The 20558-nt window shown below is 35.4% G+C and carries 24 protein-coding genes; 10 read left to right on the plus strand and 14 right to left on the minus strand.

Translation table 11 applies throughout. The features are described from left to right. Positions 1-8: 8 nt before the first annotated feature. From HX124_RS14240 to HX124_RS14255, 4 genes are all read right to left on the minus strand, one after another. Positions 9-560: a hypothetical protein gene (locus HX124_RS14240; protein WP_286383613.1), complete on the minus strand. Its 552-nt coding sequence runs from the start codon at positions 558-560 to the stop codon at positions 9-11. Further along, the gene (locus HX124_RS14245; RefSeq protein ID WP_286383614.1) at positions 560-1084 is read right to left on the minus strand and encodes a protein tyrosine phosphatase family protein; all 525 of its coding nucleotides are present in this window, start codon (positions 1082-1084) and stop codon (positions 560-562) included. The genes HX124_RS14240 and HX124_RS14245 overlap by 1 nt, the downstream gene beginning before the upstream one ends. A gap of 82 nt (positions 1085-1166) precedes the next feature. Further along, on the minus strand, positions 1167-2258 hold the full coding sequence (locus HX124_RS14250) for a 3-deoxy-7-phosphoheptulonate synthase (RefSeq protein WP_286376964.1): 1092 nt from the start codon (positions 2256-2258) through the stop codon (positions 1167-1169). 141 nt (positions 2259-2399) lie between these two features. Next, a complete protein-coding gene (locus HX124_RS14255) occupies positions 2400-3278 on the minus strand; it encodes a sulfite exporter TauE/SafE family protein (RefSeq protein WP_286383615.1) in 879 nt (292 codons plus the stop codon). 216 nt (positions 3279-3494) lie between these two features. Between HX124_RS14255 and lpxB the strand changes: the two genes are divergently transcribed. Both lpxB and HX124_RS14265 read left to right on the plus strand, forming a co-directional pair. Continuing rightward, complete coding sequence (gene lpxB / locus HX124_RS14260) at positions 3495-4664, plus strand: lipid-A-disaccharide synthase (protein WP_286383616.1); 1170 nt, start codon at positions 3495-3497, stop codon at positions 4662-4664. A 152-nt stretch (positions 4665-4816) separates the two neighbouring features. Then, positions 4817-5239 carry a protease inhibitor I42 family protein gene (locus HX124_RS14265; protein ID WP_286383617.1) on the plus strand — a complete coding sequence of 141 codons (423 nt, stop codon included), beginning with the start codon at positions 4817-4819 and terminating at the stop codon, positions 5237-5239. A gap of 62 nt (positions 5240-5301) precedes the next feature. Here HX124_RS14265 and HX124_RS14270 read toward each other — a convergent pair whose 3' ends face one another. Next, a complete protein-coding gene (locus tag HX124_RS14270) occupies positions 5302-6171 on the minus strand; it encodes a DUF2797 domain-containing protein (protein WP_286383618.1) in 870 nt (289 codons plus the stop codon). Positions 6172-6203: 32 nt separating this feature from the next. On the opposite strand from HX124_RS14270, the gene HX124_RS14275 reads away from it, so the two are divergent. The 3 genes from HX124_RS14275 (at position 6204) to HX124_RS14285 (ending at position 9270) form a co-directional block, all read left to right on the plus strand. Then, positions 6204-6674, plus strand: coding sequence for a DUF6231 family protein (locus tag HX124_RS14275; protein WP_107009007.1), 471 nt, complete (start codon positions 6204-6206; stop codon positions 6672-6674). A gap of 264 nt (positions 6675-6938) precedes the next feature. Continuing rightward, positions 6939-7547 carry a YidB family protein gene (locus HX124_RS14280; protein WP_286383619.1) on the plus strand — a complete coding sequence of 203 codons (609 nt, stop codon included), beginning with the start codon at positions 6939-6941 and terminating at the stop codon, positions 7545-7547. 424 nt (positions 7548-7971) lie between these two features. Next, the gene (locus HX124_RS14285; RefSeq protein ID WP_286376959.1) at positions 7972-9270 is read left to right on the plus strand and encodes an MFS transporter; all 1299 of its coding nucleotides are present in this window, start codon (positions 7972-7974) and stop codon (positions 9268-9270) included. A gap of 75 nt (positions 9271-9345) precedes the next feature. Here the strand turns inward: HX124_RS14285 and HX124_RS14290 are convergent, their stop codons facing one another. The 5 genes from HX124_RS14290 to HX124_RS14310 form a co-directional block, all read right to left on the minus strand. After that, positions 9346-9831 carry a GNAT family N-acetyltransferase gene (locus tag HX124_RS14290; RefSeq protein WP_286383620.1) on the minus strand — a complete coding sequence of 162 codons (486 nt, stop codon included), beginning with the start codon at positions 9829-9831 and terminating at the stop codon, positions 9346-9348. Between the two features lie 97 nt (positions 9832-9928). Next, positions 9929-11128 (minus strand): acyl-CoA dehydrogenase family protein, encoded by a 1200-nt coding sequence (locus tag HX124_RS14295; RefSeq protein ID WP_286383621.1) that lies wholly within the window; start codon positions 11126-11128, stop codon positions 9929-9931. 25 nt (positions 11129-11153) lie between these two features. Beyond that, positions 11154-12440: an acyl-CoA dehydrogenase family protein gene (locus HX124_RS14300; protein ID WP_286383663.1), complete on the minus strand. Its 1287-nt coding sequence runs from the start codon at positions 12438-12440 to the stop codon at positions 11154-11156. Between the two features lie 245 nt (positions 12441-12685). Further along, on the minus strand, positions 12686-14059 hold the full coding sequence (locus tag HX124_RS14305; RefSeq protein ID WP_286383622.1) for an ABC1 kinase family protein: 1374 nt from the start codon (positions 14057-14059) through the stop codon (positions 12686-12688). Between the two features lie 159 nt (positions 14060-14218). Beyond that, complete coding sequence (locus HX124_RS14310) at positions 14219-14524, minus strand: hypothetical protein (protein ID WP_107009000.1); 306 nt, start codon at positions 14522-14524, stop codon at positions 14219-14221. Between the two features lie 101 nt (positions 14525-14625). On the opposite strand from HX124_RS14310, the gene HX124_RS14315 reads away from it, so the two are divergent. From HX124_RS14315 to aroC, 4 genes are all read left to right on the plus strand, one after another. After that, the gene (locus tag HX124_RS14315) at positions 14626-14886 is read left to right on the plus strand and encodes a hypothetical protein (RefSeq protein ID WP_286376955.1); all 261 of its coding nucleotides are present in this window, start codon (positions 14626-14628) and stop codon (positions 14884-14886) included. Positions 14887-15022: 136 nt separating this feature from the next. Continuing rightward, complete coding sequence (locus tag HX124_RS14320) at positions 15023-15415, plus strand: hypothetical protein (RefSeq protein ID WP_286383623.1); 393 nt, start codon at positions 15023-15025, stop codon at positions 15413-15415. 92 nt (positions 15416-15507) lie between these two features. Continuing rightward, positions 15508-16518 (plus strand): 50S ribosomal protein L3 N(5)-glutamine methyltransferase, encoded by a 1011-nt coding sequence (gene prmB, locus HX124_RS14325; protein WP_286383624.1) that lies wholly within the window; start codon positions 15508-15510, stop codon positions 16516-16518. Between the two features lie 12 nt (positions 16519-16530). Continuing rightward, complete coding sequence (aroC, locus tag HX124_RS14330; protein WP_286383625.1) at positions 16531-17625, plus strand: chorismate synthase; 1095 nt, start codon at positions 16531-16533, stop codon at positions 17623-17625. A 69-nt stretch (positions 17626-17694) separates the two neighbouring features. Here the strand turns inward: aroC and HX124_RS14335 are convergent, their stop codons facing one another. Then, entirely contained in the window at positions 17695-18159 is a 465-nt protein-coding gene (locus HX124_RS14335) for a hypothetical protein (RefSeq protein WP_286383626.1), read from the minus strand. A 130-nt stretch (positions 18160-18289) separates the two neighbouring features. Beyond that, positions 18290-18763 carry a CinA family protein gene (locus HX124_RS14340; RefSeq protein ID WP_286383627.1) on the minus strand — a complete coding sequence of 158 codons (474 nt, stop codon included), beginning with the start codon at positions 18761-18763 and terminating at the stop codon, positions 18290-18292. Between the two features lie 264 nt (positions 18764-19027). Between HX124_RS14340 and HX124_RS14345 the strand changes: the two genes are divergently transcribed. Beyond that, a complete protein-coding gene (locus HX124_RS14345; RefSeq protein WP_107008994.1) occupies positions 19028-19261 on the plus strand; it encodes a hypothetical protein in 234 nt (77 codons plus the stop codon). Positions 19262-19322: 61 nt separating this feature from the next. On the opposite strand, the gene HX124_RS14350 is transcribed toward HX124_RS14345, so the two are convergent. Both HX124_RS14350 and HX124_RS14355 read right to left on the minus strand, forming a co-directional pair. After that, entirely contained in the window at positions 19323-19766 is a 444-nt protein-coding gene (locus HX124_RS14350; protein WP_107008993.1) for a universal stress protein, read from the minus strand. Between the two features lie 148 nt (positions 19767-19914). Continuing rightward, positions 19915-20361, minus strand: a complete 447-nt coding sequence (locus tag HX124_RS14355) for a universal stress protein (RefSeq protein WP_286383628.1) — start codon at positions 20359-20361, stop codon at positions 19915-19917. Between the last annotated feature and the right edge of the window lie 197 nt (positions 20362-20558).

Consider the following 20558-nt stretch of genomic DNA (forward strand, 5'->3'; position numbering starts at 1 on the left):
TGTGCAGATTAATGTTGCCAAAAACCCGCAATGATTTGATGCGTGTGTTTATGTTGAAATAAATATAATGCGCCATAAGCAAAAATATATGAACCTTGTAATGTTGAATCTAAATAATAATCTTCATCGATTTGCAAATAAAACTGATAATCTTGTTGGAGATGCTCAAAATAACAAGCAGTATCTTGGATTAATTTTGGCTGTTCTGAATAAGTAATAAAGTTAAATTTGGACTGATGGACATGTTGAAAAGGGCTTAAATAGCTTTTACATAGATCAGGAAGGCGGAAAGCAACGGCATTTCCTTCAGGTGAGGCATCATGTTCAAAAACTTCAATAGCAATATCGGGGAAAATTTGCTGATCAATACGAGTATTAAAATCGTGATGTACAAAGATACTTAAATATTTTTCAGGATTTTCTTTTTTCTGAACGGTTAAATAGAAGCGATAATCTTCAAAGGTAGATAATTTGTCGGTCAGAATTGCTGGAGGACAACCACCAATCCAACCGATTGCATCAGTTGGATGGTCATTGTAAATTTTTGAGATGAAATTCATTAAGCAAAATGGTCAGCATTCATCAAAGAATGTTGCAAATCCAAAGTCGATTTACGACCTTGCAATTGTAAGCTGACAGCATGAATTAATCCTGTCCAAGTTTCATTGGGTTCCCAAATTTCATGCATTAACTCTTGAGCTGTAGGCATGTCCATATCCATAAAATATTGACGATATAAATAAATTAAACTGCTGACACGCATATTTTTAGCACAATGTACCCAAACCATTTTTTCTTGTACAAGATGCGCAATCATGTCTAAAACAAATAAGCATTGATCATCGGCTGGCGTATCCCAAGAGATCGGAATTTGAATATAATTTAACCCAAGTTCAGCACAAATTTTATCTTCATGTTCGAGATGTGGATTTGCATCTGTAAATGCCAGATTAATAATTGTATCAACACCGTATTCTTTAATCTGTTTCAACTGTTCAGCAGTAGGTTGTCCTGAAGTGAGTAGGTGTTCATGGACAAACTGAAAGTCTGCGATTTGACTGAGTTCTTGTTCAAGTTCGTTCATAGCATTCTTACAGGTATACAAAAAAATATAATGACATCATAAACAAAAAACGCCATCTATGTAGATGACGTTTTTAGATTAATTAACGATTTGGCAATATTTCTTTTAAAGCCGCATCCATTTCAAGTAAGGTTTTTTCTGTCGTTTCCCAGTCAATACAACCGTCTGTGACAGATTTACCGTATTCAAGGTCACATAGATTTGCAGGAATATCTTGACGTCCACCTTTAAGATGACTTTCAACCATAATACCTACAATTGACTTATTACCATCTAAAATTTGCTCTGTGATATTTTTCAATACCAAAGGCTGTAAGTATGGGTCTTTATTTGAGTTAGCATGACTGGCATCAATCATGATTTTGTTGCTCACTTTTGCTTTAGCAAGCGCATTTTCAGCTTCCGCAACAGAACCAGCATCATAGTTTGGTTTACCATTACCACCACGTAATACCACGTGTGCATAAGGGTTACCTTTGGTGCGAATAACAGAAACTTGTCCTTCGTTATTTAAACCTAAGAAACTATGCCCATGTTTTACAGATTGCATTGCATTGGTTGCAACGGTTAAGCCGCCATCTGTACCATTTTTAAAGCCAACTGGTGAAGATAGACCAGATGACATTTCACGGTGGGTTTGGCTTTCAGTGGTACGAGCACCAATTGCAGACCAAGAAATCAGGTCTTGATAATATTGTGGTGAGTTTGGGTCAAGTGCTTCAGTTGCACAAGGCAAACCTTTTTCATTGAGCTCAACTAAAAGCTGACGACCTAGGCGTAAACCTTTTTCAATATTGAATGAATCATTCATATCAGGGTCGTTAATTAGACCTTTCCAACCTACAGTTGTACGTGGTTTTTCAAAATAAACTCGCATAATGATATAGAGTGTATCTTTGACTTTTTCACTCAGTACTTTTAAGCGATCAGCATATTCATGAGCTGCTTTTGTATCATGAATTGAACATGGACCAATGACGACAAATAGACGTTTATCATTGCCATCTAAAATATTGCGAACAGTTTCACGACCATGAAGTACAGTTTGATAAGCAGTTGCTGTTAATGGTAATTCTGCTTTTAATTCTGCTGGAGTAACAAGTGTTTGAATGCTTTGGACATTCACATCATCAATATCTGATTGAGTAATAGGATTAGACTGTTGTGTATTCATTGCCGTCACTGGGTATTAGATCATACAAAAAGTATTTTTAGTAATTTGAATATAACATGAATTGATTCAAGTTTTGTTCAAATAAATCATTAAAACTTTAGCATCAATACATAATTATTAGTTATGTATAAGTGGATAATATTAAACTTGATATCGTTGGTCAATCTGAATCAACATCGCAGTTTGTGGTTTTTCTACAGGTTTGCTTTTTACAGGATTGATAATAAAGTTGACACCAAGCGCAAATAAGGTGATTCCTAAAATTTTACGAATGAGTTTTTCAGGCATACGAGAACTGATCAGTGTACCCACAATAATCGCTGGAATTGAACCCACTAGTAACCATCCAAGTAAATGGAAGTCGACATTTCCCGAAGTCATATGTGCAAAGCCTGCAACGGACGTTAATAACACTGCATGTACAACGTCAGAACCAATAATTCGGATCATGGGTAGATTTGGAAACATTAAAATTAATGCCATAATGCCAAATGCGCCTGCACCTACAGATGACAAGGTGACAAAGACACCCAGTACAACTCCCATGATGATCACATAGAGCTTTTTACCTTCGATATTAAAAGCTTGCTCTGATAAATTCCCTTTTTTTTCTACACGTATTTTGTCAAAAAAGCGCTCAATCTGTGCTCTAAACATAATTGAAAGCCCAGTAAGTGTGAGCATAAAGCCCAAAACCATTGTTAACACTGTTTTATAATGTGTAGAGTTACTTAGATAGTTATCTAAAACCCAATGTGTAACAAATGATGCAGGAATACTACCAAGTGCTAACCATAAAACAATGGGCCAGACGATATTGAGTTTTTTTGCATGCACCAAAGAACCACAAAATTTTGAAATTGCGGCATAAAGCAAGTCTGTTCCAATGGCAATGTGAGGTTCAATTCTAAATAGACTAATAAGAATAGGGGTCATTAATGAGCCACCACCCACACCAGTAATACCAACACAAAAACCAACGAGTACGCCAGCTAAAATAAACTCAACAGGACCAACCATGACTGAATTGCCAAATATCAAAAAACTGGCATATCTTATGACTTTTTAATATAAGTCGTTGTCTTGATTATTGATTTACTTATTCTAAAAAATGCTAAAGTAAAAACGAACTATGAGATTAATCAACAATATTAGAATTCTGTTCAATCACACTTGTTAAATTTGCTAATATAAAACGTGATTGGCTTTATATTTTATTTCAATAAGGATTTTATCTTGCAAAATCGAAAACTTAAAATTGGAATCGTGGTGGGTGAGGTATCAGGCGATACGCTTGGGGCTAAGCTTATTCGTAGTTTTCGTGAGCAAGGCATCGAGGTTGAATTTGAGGGGATTGGCGGTCCTCAAATGATTGCAGAAGGCTTTAATAGTTATTATCCAATGGATATTTTGTCTGTGATGGGCATTGTTGAAGTTTTAAAAGATATTAAAAAATTATTTGCTGTACGTGATGGATTAGTAGAAAAATGGAGTGAAAACCCTGTTGATATTTTTATTGGCGTCGATGCGCCAGACTTTAATTTACGTCTTTCAAAAAGTTTAAAGCAAAAAAATCTACCGATTAAAACGGTTCAGTATGTCAGTCCTTCGGTATGGGCATGGCGACAAAGTCGTGTTTATGGTATTAAAGCGAGCATCGATTTGGTGTTATGTCTATTTCCATTTGAAAAAACATTTTTTAAGAAATTTGATGTCCCTGCGGCTTTTGTTGGTCATCCTTTAGCGAGTGAATTGCCTTTACAAAATCCAATTTTAGACGCAAAGCAAGAGCTTGGTTTAGACCTGAGCCAAAAACATATTGCGTTACTACCTGGTAGCCGTCGTGGTGAAATCGAGCGCTTAGGTCCTTTGGTTTTAGATGCGGCAAAAATCATTCATGCTAAATATCCAGAATATCAATTTGTGATTCCTGCCATCAATGATTTACGTAAGCAACAAATTGAAGAACTGTTAAAAAGCTATCCAAAATCACTTATAGATCAAATTCATTTACTTGAAAATAAAGATAAAGAATCCAAAATAGGTCGACAAGTCATGAATGCCGCCAATATTGTTGCATTGGCTTCAGGTACAGCAACTTTGGAAGCTTTACTTTTACATCGTCCTATGGTGACGTTTTATAAGTTAAATTGGTTGACTTATGTAATTGCTAAATTAATGGTAAAAATTCAGTATTATTCATTGCCAAATATTATTGCAGGAAAAAAAGTGATTCAGGAATTAATCCAATCTGATGCGACACCTGAAAATTTGGCGGCTGAAATTGAAAAATTAATGAATCAGGAAACAGCGCAGATTCAGGCAATGCAGTTGATTACCATGCATAAACAGCTTTTATCTGATAATAGTGAAGATCCTGTGCAGGCGGTTTTACGCTTGCTCTAAGATTAATGATAAAACATTATGGTAAACAACTGATTTAGATCATATTTTATTGAGGTTTTTATTTAAATGTTGTTATACTGCTATGTTTGAAAAGCCTAAGCAAATCATGAAGCTGCTTAGGTATAGCATTGATTTAAATAGATATATAGAGCATGACGAAAAAAGTAATTTTATCTTTAATGAGTAGTGTGATGATTTTAACAGGATGCCAAACCTCGTTATTAGGACAGAAAAAACCACAAGCAGATTTTGTATATACAAATCAACAGAAATGTGAAAATCCAGTACAGTTAAAAGTCGGGCAAACATTCAGGTTTAATGCCGCAGAAAATGTGACTACAGGCTATTATTGGGCACTGACTTCCTTTGATGATACTTTGTTAAAAGTAGAGCAGTCCTATGTATCAGATTATGCTAAACCTAATATGGTTGGAGTCGGTGGTACAAAATCTTTTATATTTACCGCTTTAAAATCAGGTCAGACAGCGATTGAGTTGCATCATGGGCGCGGTGGAAGTCGTTATGACAGCGTATCTTGGCAATGTAAAATTCAGATTTCTGATGCTATTCAATGATTCAATTTGATTAAACATAAAAAATGGACATTACAGTCCATTTTTTCTGTTGGTTAGAATTTTTAAACACGAATACTGATTTCATAACCCGTGTATTTACGAATATTAATCACACCTGTATCCATAATCAGATATTGACCTTTAATGCCTTGAAGCTTGCCGCGGATAATCGGAGTTTTATCCAGATTATGTGACTTAATCTTTTCAGGATATAGATCTACAGGATAGACAAATTCACGTGGTAACTCATTGTCCAACAATTCAATGCCTTCATTAAATTCAAGGTTTTGTGCAAATTCATCACGAATAGTTTGAATTTTTGGTGCAAATTCTTCAATCAATTCATTTTTAATTTCTATCAGATTAATTGGATCAGCTTCACCTTTGAGTAACTTGCGCCAATCCGTTTTATCTGCCACCTGAGTCCCAAACATCACTTCAAGCTGACCAGAAAGACGACGTGAACCTACTTTCATAATCGGTAAGGCTTGAGTCGCACCTTGATCGAGCCAGCGTGTTGGCATTTGCCCAAGACGGGTGATTCCAACTTTTAAGGCACTCGAATTGGCTAAATAAACAATGTGTGGCTGAAAACAAACGTCATGGGCAAAACTGTCTTCACGGCATGTTCCCAAGTGATAATGACAAGTTTCTGGCTTCATGATACACATATCACAAGATGCCTTAGTCTTCATGCATTTAAAGCAATGCCCTTGAGAATAAGACTTCGGCGTTTTAGATCCACAAGAAACACAGTAAATATTACCTGTTGCTTCGATTTCGATCTCTTGCCCTAAAACAAAAGGGAGATCAATTTCTGTACGATCTAATATAAATTTATATTCAACATTTGCCTTATGTGTTTGCTGATCAGTTACACTAAGGTCTTTAAGACCTGCATGCATTTTATGACAAATGCCTTGTAGTTCCATGTTTCGTTACTCACTTCAATAAAGGTGCAGTTATGGCTCAGCAAAATGTCATTACTTCTATGCTAGACGATTTATCGCATGAACAGCCTATTCAAACTGCAGTGTGTATTGGGCAAAATTTAGCGCAATACAATACAAATCATTCAATTCAATGGACGTATTTTAACGTATCTGATTTTTTAAATCTGCCTTTTACACAGCGATATGATTTAGGTTTTGTATTCTTTGATACAGATCAAATGCTAGATGTATCAGATCAACATAAATCACAATTATTAGTGAAGTTACGTGATTTGTTAGCAAAGCGCATCGTTGTTGCTTGTAAACTTAAAGATGAACAATTATTAAGAGCTTTAGGTTTTACTCAGCTGATTGATAAAACTGCTCATGAAAATGACTTCGCGTTGTGGCAATTTAATATTTTGACTTATAAACATGTACCAGACTGGTTTAATTCTAAGTTTTGGGCAAATCCTGAAAACTGGAATAAATTTCGTTGGTAATTTAAAAAAATTATAAAAGTATGATCAAATATGAAACCTGAACTTTTGTATTTGGTCATCATTTTCAACTTAGTTTTAATCTTAATATTCTAAATCCAATCATTTTATCTTTAAAACCATCATGATTAAAAAATGAAAATGGCAATCCATGCCATGCAGAAAGTCATTCTAAAAATCTTGCAAAAACATAACAATTGTTTTTTGGCAATTCACCAAAAGCACAGTATTCTAAATTAGACTTCATAATAGTAATTAGGAAAAATGATGACTAATTTAAGCAATATTGTAGAAATTTTAGCGAAACAAGCATTAGGTGGTGGACAGCAGCAATCTCAACAAGGGGGACTTGGTGGGATTTTAGGTTCAGTACTTGGCAGTTTAGGTGGACAGCAACAACAGCAGTCTCAACAAAGCGGCTTAGGAGGCGTTCTAGGTTCAGTTTTAGGTGGGTTAACAGGTGGGCAGCAACAAGCGCCACAAACTCAGCAGAGTGGTTTTAATGCACAATCTTTATTGATTGCAGTTGTACCATTGGTATTGGCATGGATTCAAAAAAATGGTGGTTTACAAGGTGCTTTAGATCAGCTTAAAGGACAAGGTTTAACGAGCCAAGTTGACGATTGGGTTTCGACGGGTGAAGGTGCAAATGCAAGTGTAAACCAACAGCAAGTACAAAATTTATTTGATCAAAATGATGTAGAACAGGTTGCACAACAAGCACAAGTACCTACACAAGATGTATATAGTGCAATTTCTTCTGTATTGCCTGAAATTATTGATTCACTGACACCACAAGCAGGTCAAACTGATCATAATGAAGCCAATAATGATATTCAAAATGTTCTAAATCTAGTTTCAGGATTCTTAAAATAATTTATATAAAGCTATATTTTTAAGCTAAATCAAAGTGTTATTTTTTGTTTTAACACTTTGATTTTAAATAAAAAGGTGTAATGTGTAGCTTGAAAATGGAATGACACACAATATTTATAAATGAAAAATATAAAATTTATAGGAGGTACTTATCAATAAAACCTTAAGTTTTTACACGCTTTTTAACGACTCCTAAATCAAAAGTATTTCTTAAAAAATCGGCAATACAGTACTGCATCTCATCGTACACGTTTGACTGTAAACGTGAATTATTTTTAGATCATTGGTTTATTGAAACTCGATTTGTAGCTTAAGAAATATCAAGTCACACAACATCAGAAATAAGACAGTCAAAACTCAAATACAGGGCTACATTTTATCCATACCGTATAGAAGACATCTATATGCAAAATAAGGAAATCCTATGAGTGATACACATGTTTACCATCCCCATGAAAAACGAAATCGTGTTATGTCGATTGTGGGGGCGGCATCAGGTAATCTCGTTGAATGGTTTGATTTTTATATCTATGCCGCATTTGCTGTTTATTTTACCCATGCTTTAACTGCACCAGACATGAGCGATTCTGCAAAAGCAATCTATGTCTGGGGTGTCTTTGCTGCCAGTTTTTTTATGCGTCCTATAGGAAGTTGGTTGTTTGGTCGCATTGGAGATAAATATGGGCGTAAAAAATCCATGGTCATTTCCATCACCTTAATGGCGATTAGTTCATTTTTATTTGCGTGTTTACCAAGTTATGACCAAGTGGGTATGGCAGCGCCATTTTTATTGTTGGCTGTACGTCTGTTGCAAGGTTTATCTGTAGGTGGCGAATATGGCACAGTTGCTACTTATATGAGTGAAGTTGCACTGAAAGGGCAACGTGGTTTTTATTCTTCTTTTCAATATGTCACTTTAGCAGGTGGGCAATTATTGGCAAGTTTATTGGGTGTCATTATGTTGGCATTAATGACCAAAGAAGAACTTATGAACGGTGGTTGGCGTATTCCTTTTGTAATTGGTGGTGTGGTTGCGATTTTATCTTTTTTTGCTCGTCGTCATTTAAAAGAGACATTGTCGAAAGATGACAGTCAAAGAGAGGGTTCTGGTACATTAGCAGAATTGTTGAAAAATAATTTAAGAACCTTCTTATTGGTGGTTGGCTATACTTCGGCAGGCTCTTTAAGTTTTTATGTAATTACAGTTTATTCAAAAACTTATATTACGAGTCTTGGTTTTGAGGACAGAATTGTTGGTTATATGATGACCATTGCATTGTTTGTCTTTATGTGTGCTCAGCCATTTTTTGGCATGTTGGCAGACCGTATAGGACGACGTGCTTCCATGATGATTTTTAGCGTGAGTTGTGCGGTATTTATCTATCCTGTCATGGTGATCTTAATGCCAAGTTTTAGTGGTTCACCTGTTATGGTGACATTATTGCTGATTTTTTTAATGTTATTACTGAGTTTTTATACGTCAATCAGTGGCTTAGTCAAAGCTGAAATGTTTCCATCGCATATTCGTGCTTTAGGTGTGGGTTTTGCTTATGCTGTCGGAAATGCTATTTTTGGTGGTTCAGCGCCCGCAGTTGCATTGAAGTTTAAAGATTTAGGGCATGAAAATACATTTTTTGTTTATGTGGTTGTCATGCTTATTATCTGTTTATTTTGTAGTATGCAATTACCAAAACAGCCAAAATATCTACATCATGATGTTTAAGTTTAATGATGTTTAAATTTATTTGAATGAGAAAAAACCGAATTCAGTTGTTCGGTTTTTTTATATTTAAAATAATCAAAATGTTTTTAACATCCAAATTTCACAAGCATGACTGTGTCCAGTATTTCCTTTCGGTGTAGGTAAATGTTGAAAACCTAATTTTTCGTAGAGTTGGACTGCTTGATGTAGTTGTTTTGTGGTTTCTAAATAACACGCATAAAAACCTTGTTGTTGTGTAAAAGAAAAAGCGTGTTCTAAGATTTTTTTAGCAAAACCAAAACCACGTACTTCAGGGAGAAAATACATTTTTTGGATTTCTAAGATAGATTCATCACCTTTTAAAGGTGCTAAACCACCACCTCCAAAAATCTGCCCAGATTCATTTTCAATGACCCAGTATTGACTGTTTGCAGCAGAATAAACTGCAAAAAGCTGATCTAACACTGGATCTGCAACAGCAAAACCTGATTCGGGAGCTAAACCAAACTCTTTGGAAACTTCACGTATAATTTGAGCGAGTTGAGCATTATCTTGAGGTTGTATTTTGCGTAATGAGTACATAATTTTATGAGATAAATAAAATAAAAAGATGGATTTTTATAATACGATCTCTCGTATAAATCCACCTTTTTACACTATAAAGGTCAGTTCAAAAGAACTATTTCAATTCACTTGATGATTTTCCAAGTTCACGACGAGCAATAATCAATTGTTGAATTTGCTGTGTGCCTTCAAAAATATCTAAAATTTTAGAATCACGTGCCCATTTTTCTAAAAGTTCATCTTCGTTATAACCCACACTTGCAGCAAGTTCGACACATTTTAAGGTGATTTCATTGCCTATACGTCCAGCTTTTGCTTTTGCGATAGAAGCTTCACGTGAATTTGGTTTTTTATTGTCTGCCATCCATGCTGCTTTAAGCATCAGCAAACGAGCTGCTTCCCATTCAGCTTCCATGCGATAAATTTGTGCTGCAATATTAGAAGATTGTAAATAAGGGGTCGTATAGTCAGCATCAAGTTGATCTTGAAATATTTCTTTTATACGTTCTAAAGAAGCTTTTGCACAACCAATTGCCATTGCGGCAACGAGAGGGCGCGTATTATCAAAAGTTTCCATCACCCCAGCAAAACCTTTGGCAACATCAATTTCAGCATTACCCAGTAAGTTCGTCGCAGGAACACGACAGTCAATGAAGCTAATGGCTGCTGTGTCAGAGGCTTTGATACCCAGTTTGTGTTCAAGGCGTTCAACTTTCATACCTGCTGTTCCTTTCGGTACAACAAAAGACTTAATTGCAGCACGACCGAGCTTTTTGTCTAAAGTTGCCCAAACAACGACAGAATCTGCACGTTCACCAGAAGTCACAAAAATCTTTTCACCATTTAAAATATAGTCATCACCATCTTTGGTTGCAGTTGTACGAATGGCAGCAGAGTCAGAGCCACAGCCTGGTTCTGTGATCGCCATCGCTGCCCAAGTCCCTTTAAAGCGTTCAAGTTGTTCATCGTTAGCAACAGCCGCAATCGCAGAATTGCCTAAACCTTGACGTGGCATAGATAATAATAAACCTGTATCGCCATAGCACATTTCAATAATGCCTAGAGCAGTGGACATATTGGTACCATTTTTATTGCTATTGTCCTGATCACCACGTTTATTGATGGCTGCACCTGCATTTAAACCATCACCGCCATCATTCATGCCATCAAGTAAAGATGCGAGCATATCTAACTCTTTTGGATAGGCATGTTCTGCTTTATCATATTTGCGAGAAAGAGGGCGTAAGACGTTCAATGCAGTTTCATGTGCTTGATCAATCAACATTTTAAATTTTTTAGGATTTTGTAAATTCATGATGATTTTCCTGAGTTATTGTTGATTAAGCATGTAAGCCAGACTGTAAAATTGCGGTAGCACGTAAGTCGCGATACCAACGCTCAACAGGATGCTCTTTGGTAAAACCATGACCACCTAAAATTTGTACACCATTTGTCCCAATTTGCATGGACTTTTCAGCACATAAAAGACGTGCTAAATAAGCTTCACGGTGAAATGGTTTTCCTGCTTCTGCAAGGCTAGCCGCGTTGAGAACCAACATGCGCATTGCATCAATTTCAATCGCCATATCTGCAATCATAAAAGCGACGCTTTGACGGTGTGAAATTGGCTCACCAAAAGCTGTACGTTCATTGGCATATTGCACACAATAGTTTTTCACTGCTTCACACGTGCCGACAGCTAAAGCGCACCACATTAAATTACCCAAATCTAAAAAGGCAGTGTAATTAAAGTCATCATCACCTAAACGTAAGGCAGGAGTTTTATTAAAGTTTAATGTGACGGTTTCAGTGCCTTTCAAACCCATAGCAGGAGTTTTTTTGTAACTTATGCTGGCATCACGTTTAACAATAAAAACATCTGGTTGACCTTTGAAGTCAGCACTCACAATGAAAATTTCAGCAGTTTCGCCCAATAAAACCAGTGTTTTTTCTCCATCAATGGTAAATTGTCCATTTTGAGATATTGCTTTAGTTTTTAAACGATAAGGATTAAAAGCAGGTGTTGCTTCTTGTACTGCAAAAGTTGCTTGAAGAGATGGATCTTCTGCAAAAGCAGGTAAATAAGTAGATTGAGTTTGTGCTGAACCCCAAAGCGTAATGGCGTTGATTGTACTGAAAGTAGAAAGTAAGCCCGCAGCCAATGAAAAATCACCTTTGGCTAAGCTTTCTGCAATTAACACATTACTTAAAATATTTTGTTCAGTCGCAACACCACCTAAAGCTTCTGGCAAAGCATAATAATTAATCCCCAAGTCAAGGCTATGTTGCCATAATTCTTGTGGAAATTTTTCATTTTGATCAGCTTGGTGAGCAAGGGGATAAAGGACTTCAGATGCAAACTGTGACATTGCATCTACAGTCATTTGCTGTTCTTCAGTTAAATTTAAGTCAAATAAACTTTTATTTTGTGTAGGTAAGCGCTGTTTATTAACTTCAGGGCTTGATTTAAACGCTTTTTGTGAAGCTGAGAGCGTTTTAAATCCAACTTTAGACCCCTGATACAATGATTTTTCAACAAATTTACGAAGTTTTAATTGGTCTAATAATTCGCTTCCCGCAATTTTTGTAATGAGATTTAAGCCCAAGCCTTGAGCTTTATTTACCATGTTGGTCATTTGAATACCTAGTTTTTTGTGGTGGTATACAAACTATCCTGACATGCCATTTTATAAAAAACTATGTCAAAGCTGACGAAGTAGAGTGAAGTAGATAAGTGGAAATAGATAAAAATATTTTAATTTAAGTATTTGTATTTTATTATTATTTTATTTTTATAAAAACCAACAAATGTTGGGTATTGACTAAAATGACATTTTTGAAAAATTTGCCATTTTAGTCATCTATCCCGATTTTATATAAAAGGAGTGATCATTTTGCGGACATTGGTCTTCGCCTCTATGACTGTCATAAAGGTATAAGCACCAATAAATTTACGGCTAATAAACATAAATTCTTTAGGTGGAACACTGAAATAACGCGATGCCATAGATTTAGAGGCTTGCTGCATTACACGGCTATGTAATAAGCTTTTTTTCCAATCATAACGATTATGTTCATCCATAACGCCTTTAGGTAAATCATGATTGTTGATAGGCGAACTAAATGCTTCTGTCGCCAATAAAAATACTTTTGCCATATCAGGTTTAATACTTGCAGGCATGCCATCAAAAAACTCATAACCAGTCATAGCATCAACCATTGCATTTGCATCATGGTTGTAACCTGCTTTGATCAGATTGCGTGCAACTTGCAGAAGTTGAGCATCAAACTGACGAATTGCACCGAAGTCCAGTAAAATAATTTTATCTTTAATATCTTTGCCGTTGCCCAAACGTACTAAATAATTACCAAAATTTGGATCAGTTTGCATTTCACCCCATTCAAAGATTTCACGCACGGCAATTTCTAAAGAAGCTTCACCTAAAGCATTACGACGCTCTTGTGGTAAAGACAACATCACAGGGCTGTTAATTGGTACACCGCGTTCAAAAGTCATACATAAAACGCGGTCTGTGCAGTAGTCATTAATGATTTGAGGTACAGCATAACGTGCATCGTTTTGTAGTCGCTCAGCAAAACGGCGTGTGGTTGCCGCTTCAACATGATAATCAACTTCTCGATGCATCATGTCACGTACTTCATCAAACCATTGATCAAATTCACGAGTTTGTGGCACCATTCGTGTGAGTTTGAGCATGTTTTTAAATAAGCTCATATCTGAATCAATCGCTTCAGCCACACCTGGATATTGGATTTTTAAAACAAGTTCTAAGCCATCAGATTTACGAGTAGCGCGGTGAACTTGTGCTAAAGATGCAGTACCAATCGGTTCATGATCAATAGTTAAGTCATCGAGTTTGGAACCTAGCTGACTCACTAATTGTTCTTTTATCGCAGGCCAAGCCAAAGCAACAGTTTGATTATTTAAGGTATTTAAAGCTTGTGTGATTTCTTCAGGTAGAAAATGTTCACCATATAGTGCCATCATTTGTCCAATTTTGACAATTGAACCTTTAAGCTTGCCTATTTCAGAAACTAAATATTCAGCTTGCTCTTTCATTGCTTTTTTACGTTTCTTTTCTTTTGCTTCTTCACTTGAAAAGATTGAACTTGCACTTGAAGCAGCCCAACGAGATCCTGCTAACAAAGAGGCTTTGGCAATTGATAAGCGTCTGTCCATGGAAGATGTTTTTAACTGTTTAAGCTTATCATTCTGATCTGACATGAAGATTAAATCCTTAAAGTAAGCGATTGAGCATACAACATAGTGTGCAACATATTACATGCTATCCACGTATTAAAATAGTTTTACCTGACCAATATTGTATGTTTTCAATACAATATATGTGATATTAAACACTACATGTAAATTCAAACTTTATATTTACATACGATATTGGATTTTGAGTGTTTCATGTTGCATTAAACGTACCTTATTCTCGTGGATATATTGCGTGATCATACTTTGGATGGCACTGTGACTAAAACCTAAAGCATAACCTTTAATGATGATAATACTTGGTAAACTAAAGAAAAAATATTTTACATCTTCTAGAGTTGGCGCATTAAATACACCATGTTCAGCTAAAATGTTCTGTAAAAATAACTTTTCTAATTGGACAGAATCTGTCTCTGTATCGTTCCAGAAATTTTGGCGCATTGCCATTAGGTTATTGTGTTTATAACTCATTTAAACTTACCAAGCCGATGATTTATATTTATAGATGGAGGAAAAATTGCTAAAAATCAAGTTTAAATTTGAGCCTATTGTCATATAAATGCAAATTATTCGTGTTAAAACAAAGAAAAGTTAAAGGTATTTTCTTGATGAGCGAATTAAATTTAAAAACATTAAATGACATGATTGAAGATTTTAAAAAAGCAGGTAAAAACCCAGATAAATTAGAAATTGGTTATAAAACCTATACTCGTTTAATTGGGCAAGATAAATTTTTTGATCAAGTAACAAAATCTGATGATAGTTTAACGCGTTTTTATCGAGGGATAAAAATTAAGCTAGTCGCTGAAAAACATTTTTTAGCTGTAAAATAGTTTTTTATATGTATGATCTTAGACATTCCTATTTCTGATCTATTCTAATTTTGCTTTGCAATTTTTTCCAAGTATTTTAAGATGTGTTTTTTATTCAATAATAAATATTTTAAAATACAGTTCTTTGGGGGCAATGATGAAATTAGCTGTTTGGGGATGGGGCGTTGGTATATTGTTTGGTGCAATGTCTGTGAGTCATGCAATGGGATATAGCGCAGAATATTTGAATTGTATGAGCCAAACACAAGATTCAACTGCACAGGCTGCATTGTGTATGAAGGCGGAACTTAAACAACAAACGAAACGTTATGAATATTTTGCCGATATTCATGTTAAAGCTTTGGCTAAAGAAAAACGTAAAGAACAAGAAAAAGTCAATAAAAACTGGCTCACCTTCCGTGATGAACAATGTTTAATAAACAATGTAAAACTTTCTGTTGGACATGCAAGTAAATATTATTTTTGTGCAATGAAAAAAACACAAGCTCAGGCAGATCTGCTAGAAAAACAAGCATACAAATATCGTTGATTTTTATACATCGCTTGATAAAGCATTATAAATGTAAACAAAACAAGGTATCATTAAGCAGTTTTAATATTTTGACCTTGGAGAGACCTTAAGTGGATCGACCGACTATTAGCGCTGAACATTTACAAGAAGCTGCTGAAAACCTCGTAACAATTCGTGATTTTATTCGTTTTGGGGTGACAGCATTACGTCAATATGATGCACATTTAGGTCAGGGTACAGAAGATTATTTTGCAGAAAGTTCTGCATTGGTTTTACAAACCATGTCGCTAGAGTGGAATGCGGACGCTGAAATTTTAGATGCTAAATTATTGCCAAGCGAAAAGGCTGAATTTTTAAGCTTATTAGAACGTCGTATTAATGAAAAAGTACCGACTTCTTACTTGTTGAATTTAGCTTATTTTGATGGCAAACCTTACTATGTCGATGAGCGTGTACTTATTCCACGTTCACCGATTGCTGAATTGATTCAAAATCGTTTTGCGCCATATTGTTTGGATGAAAATGGTCAAGCTCGTGAAGGCGTCAACAATTTACCTGAAAATACCAATCCGAAAACGCCACAACGTATTTTAGATATGTGTACAGGTTCAGGTTGTATTGCCATTGCATTGGCGTATGCATTCCCAGACTCAGAAGTTGATGCGACGGATATTTCTAAAGAAGCTTTAGAAGTAGCTTCAATTAATACGGAACATCATAATAAGCAATACCAAGTTGCACTGCTTGAATCAGATTTATTTGCTAAAATTCCTGCTGAAAATCAATATGATTTGATCGTGTCTAATCCGCCTTATGTAGATGCGGAAGATATGGCTGATTTACCTGAAGAGTTTCACCATGAACCAGAACTTGCGCTTGCAGCAGGTCAAGATGGTTTAGATTTAGTTCGTAAAATGTTGGCTCAGGCGGCTGATTACTTAACGGAAGATGGTTTAATTGTCATTGAAGTAGGTAACTCTGAATGGGCAATGAAACAAAACTTTAATACGATTGATTTTTATTGGTTACAGTTCCAAAAAGGCGGTTCAGGTATTTTTGCTTTAACAGCTGAACAATGTCGTACTTTCCGTGATTTATTTATTCAATCCATTCAAGCTTAAGGAGTCATGAGCGTGGCAGGTAATAGTATTGGACAACTTTTCCGTGTAACGACTTGTGGTGAATCTCACGGCGTAGGTTTGATGGCGATTGTAGATGGTGTGCCACCAGGCTTAGAACTCTCTGCTGAAGACTTACAAAAAGATTTAGACCGCCGCAAACCTGGAACGTCTAAGTTTGCAACCCAACGTAAAGAACCTGATGAAGTAGAAATCATTTCAGGGGTTTTTGAAGGTAAAACAACAGGTACACCAATTGGTTTACTCATTCGTAATACTGACCAAAAATCGAAAGACTACGGCAATATTGCCCAAACTTTCCGTCCTGGTCATGCAGATTATACCTATACCCATAAATACGGTTTCCGTGATTATCGTGGTGGTGGTCGTTCAAGCGCACGTGAAACTGCTATGCGCGTTGCGGCGGGTGCAATTGCCAAGAAATTCCTTGCTGAAAAATTCGGTATTTTGGTTCGTGGGCATGTGACTCAGATTGGAACAGAAGTTGTTGAAAAACTGGATTGGAATGAAGTCCCAAACAACCCATTTTTCTGTGGTGATGTAGATGCTGTGCCACGTTTCGAAGCGTTAGTGACTTCTTTACGTGAACAAGGCACAAGTTGCGGTGCAAAGCTTGAAATCCTTGCTGAAAATGTTCCTGTGGGTTGGGGCGAGCCTGTATTTGATCGTTTAGATGCAGATATTGCGCATGCTATGATGGGAATCAACGCGGTCAAAGGTGTTGAAATCGGTGATGGTTTTGCTGTAGCTGGTCAGTTTGGTCATGAAAGCCGTGATGAATTAACGACGGATGGTTTCCTTGCAAATCATGCAGGTGGGATTTTAGGTGGGATTTCTTCAGGTCAAACGATACGTGTTGCTATTGCTTTAAAACCAACAGCATCAATTACAACATCGGGTAAAACCATTAATATAGATCGTGAAGATACAGATGTATTGACCAAAGGTCGTCATGATCCTTGTGTGGGTGTACGTGCGACACCAATTGCTGAAGCGATGTTAGCGATTGTTTTGATGGATCATTTTATGCGTCATCGTGCACAAAATGCTGATGTGATCGCACCATTTAAACCGATTGAGCCTAAATGATTTGATCAGTATCTAAGTGTAAAAAAACCAGACCTTGAGTCTGGTTTTTTATTTCAATCTATAAATAACTTATTGAGGCAGTTGACCTGTATAACCTTTTAGGAAAGTTAAATATGCAGAAGATTGCTGACCATCTGCTTTTAAGATAGAACGCTCAATATCACCTTGATCTGTAACAAGTTTAAGTGAAATTTCTTTACCATTACGGAAAGAATTTAAGAAGCTTACAGGAACAATAATCGAGTTTGAAGAAATTTGTTCATTATACTGAGTCGCATTAATTGTTGAATAAGTATAAGGTTGCCCATCCACTAAAAACTCAAATTGTTTAATATCATATTTTGTTGGGTTATTAATTTCAGCGACAATTTTAAAACCATCACGTTTTTCATCATTCCAACGCATTGCAAGTTCAGGGCAAATCTCGCCAGTCTCACAAATTAATGGTCCTTTAGTCACAACTCGTTCAGGATAAGAACCTGCACAACCTGTGAATAATGCAACTGTAGCCACTAAAGCCAATTGAAGTTTCATAAATTTACCCATCTTCATATGATTGTTATATCTCTGTAGAGAATATGTTAAATTTAACGCTTTCATGCTGAAAAGTGAACAATTCTTAGCAAATTTGCCGTTTTAAATTGTATTAAAGTTCGCATATTTGTTATTGAATAAGATGAAGAATTTCTTTTGCAACAAATTCAGTTAATTGTTGCAATTTACTTTCGGCACTTCCATTTATCAGATACTGAAAATGATATTTTTGATTAAAAGCATAAATGCAGATAAAAAAAGTACCAACAGGCTTTGCTATAGACTCACTGCCTCCATGTTTTAATAGTCCAGTACAACTGATGATGAGGTCTGCTTGCTCAAATAAAACTTTACCTTGCACCGCCATTGCGGTGGTAACTTCTATAGATTCTGCACTATATTTTTCGATAAGTAGTGGATCTATATGTAATATTTTAACTTTAATGGAAGGGTCATAACTGACCAAGCCACCCAATAAAATATTTGCACCACGATCTTTATAAATGGAAAACTGTGCAGTTAAATATCCTGAACTTGCACTTTCAATAAAGGCTATTTGTAGATTTTTGGATTGAAGCTCAGCACAACATTTTGTTAAATACATAAGATTTTACTTTTATTTCAATTATTGAAATATAAAAATAGATGAATGAGAGAACGTTATCATGAATTGGGGACTGTGAGTATCATAATCGAGCTATGAATAAATTGTGAATTTTACAGTGAATGATCATTTTAAAATTTTGAAGCAACTATGTGTAAATGATCATTCGCGGAAATAGTAAACAATTTACGCTATAAAGTCCTTTATTGTTCTTCAAAAGCTGTTATAACTAAAAATAAAGGGCATGAAAATAGGGAGTAGCTTATGAAAACCACCGTTAAATATGTAGTTTTGAAGAGTAAAGATTATCAGCTTGGTACGCCACTATTTGAAGAAAATTTAGAAGCAGGTAGCCAATACTTTGATCAAATTCCGAATATCATTCAATATCAGCATCATGACTTTAAAGTAAAATCTAAAGAGTTAATACGGAAGCAAATTTTTGATGATTTTGAAGAAACACAAACGATTCTGGTGAAGGTTATCGCAATCAATTAAGATTTTTATATTTTATATCAGCCAAAAGCCTGCAAAAGCAGGCTTTTATCACGACAAGTTTTTATTCTTTAACAATTAAAACAGGCAATGTTGTTTGTCCTAATACATCTTGAGCAAAACTACCGAGGAAGAATTTTTTAAAGCCTCGACGACCATGTGAACCCATAACAATTAAGTCAATATTCAACTTTTCAGCGGTTTCAATAATTGTTTCTGATGAAACATAACCTTTGACCACTTGGGTCTGAATGCTGATTCCTTCTGCTGTTGCAAGTTGTGTGACGTGATCAAGAGCTTTGAGTGCATTTTTATTGGCTTCTTCTAAATATTCTTTCATCATTGACGCATTATAATAAAAATCTGCGCCTGAAAATGGATCTTCTGCGACTAAACTAATAGCAGTGAGTTGGCAATTAAATGCTTTTGCGATAGAAATTGCTTGTTGTGCAGCAGAATAGGAAATTTGAGAACCATCTACTGGAACTAAAATATGTTGGTAAGCCATTTAAATTTCTCCGTTATCGTTATTTCTTGATTTATTAAATAATTAACACATAAATTAAAGCACGCCAATCCTGTATTTACACTTTTAAAAATTAATTTAAAATTAATGTGAAACAGCATGCAAATTTTAAAGTAAAAGAGAAAATATTCTATTGTTTAACGATCAAAACAGGAACAAAACTTTCACCTAATACTTCTTGGGCTACGCTGCCTAAAACAAATTTTTTTAATCCTTTACGCCCATGAGAACCCATAATAATTAAGTCCGCACCAATTTCATTTAAGGTATTTAAAACTCCCGTGGCAGGTGACACCTCACGTACAATTTTAGTGTTAACCTGTTGTATACCATGAGCTAAAAGTGTTTCTTTTACTTCATTGATACGTGCTTGCGCATTTTTTTCAGCAGCAAGTACATATTCAGTAATTGAAGGTGCAATTTGATAAAAATCAACACCGATCATAGGGTCAAGTGCTAATACGCTAATCACGGTAATTTTAGAGCTAAATTTGAGGGCAATTTCTTCAGCATGTTGTAATGCTGCATAAGAAATAGGGGATTCATCCATTGGGACAAGAATATGTTCATATGACATGGTGACTCTCCTAAAGTATCAGATAAATTTTTCAAAAAATGAGTGAATAATAAATATACTCATCCTAGTTATAGCTTAAAATGAAAGCATATTCATTATGATTTTTCACAAAAATCAGAATTGATCTTTTTGTTATATTTTGCTTTTTATTGATTTGTTTTTTTTATTCGTATGATGATTTTATTTGTGTGATATAT

Origin of the sequence: Acinetobacter sp. 226-1 (assembly GCF_030329325.1) — a bacterium.
In the GTDB taxonomy this organism is placed as follows: Bacteria; Pseudomonadota; Gammaproteobacteria; order Pseudomonadales; family Moraxellaceae; genus Acinetobacter; species Acinetobacter sichuanensis.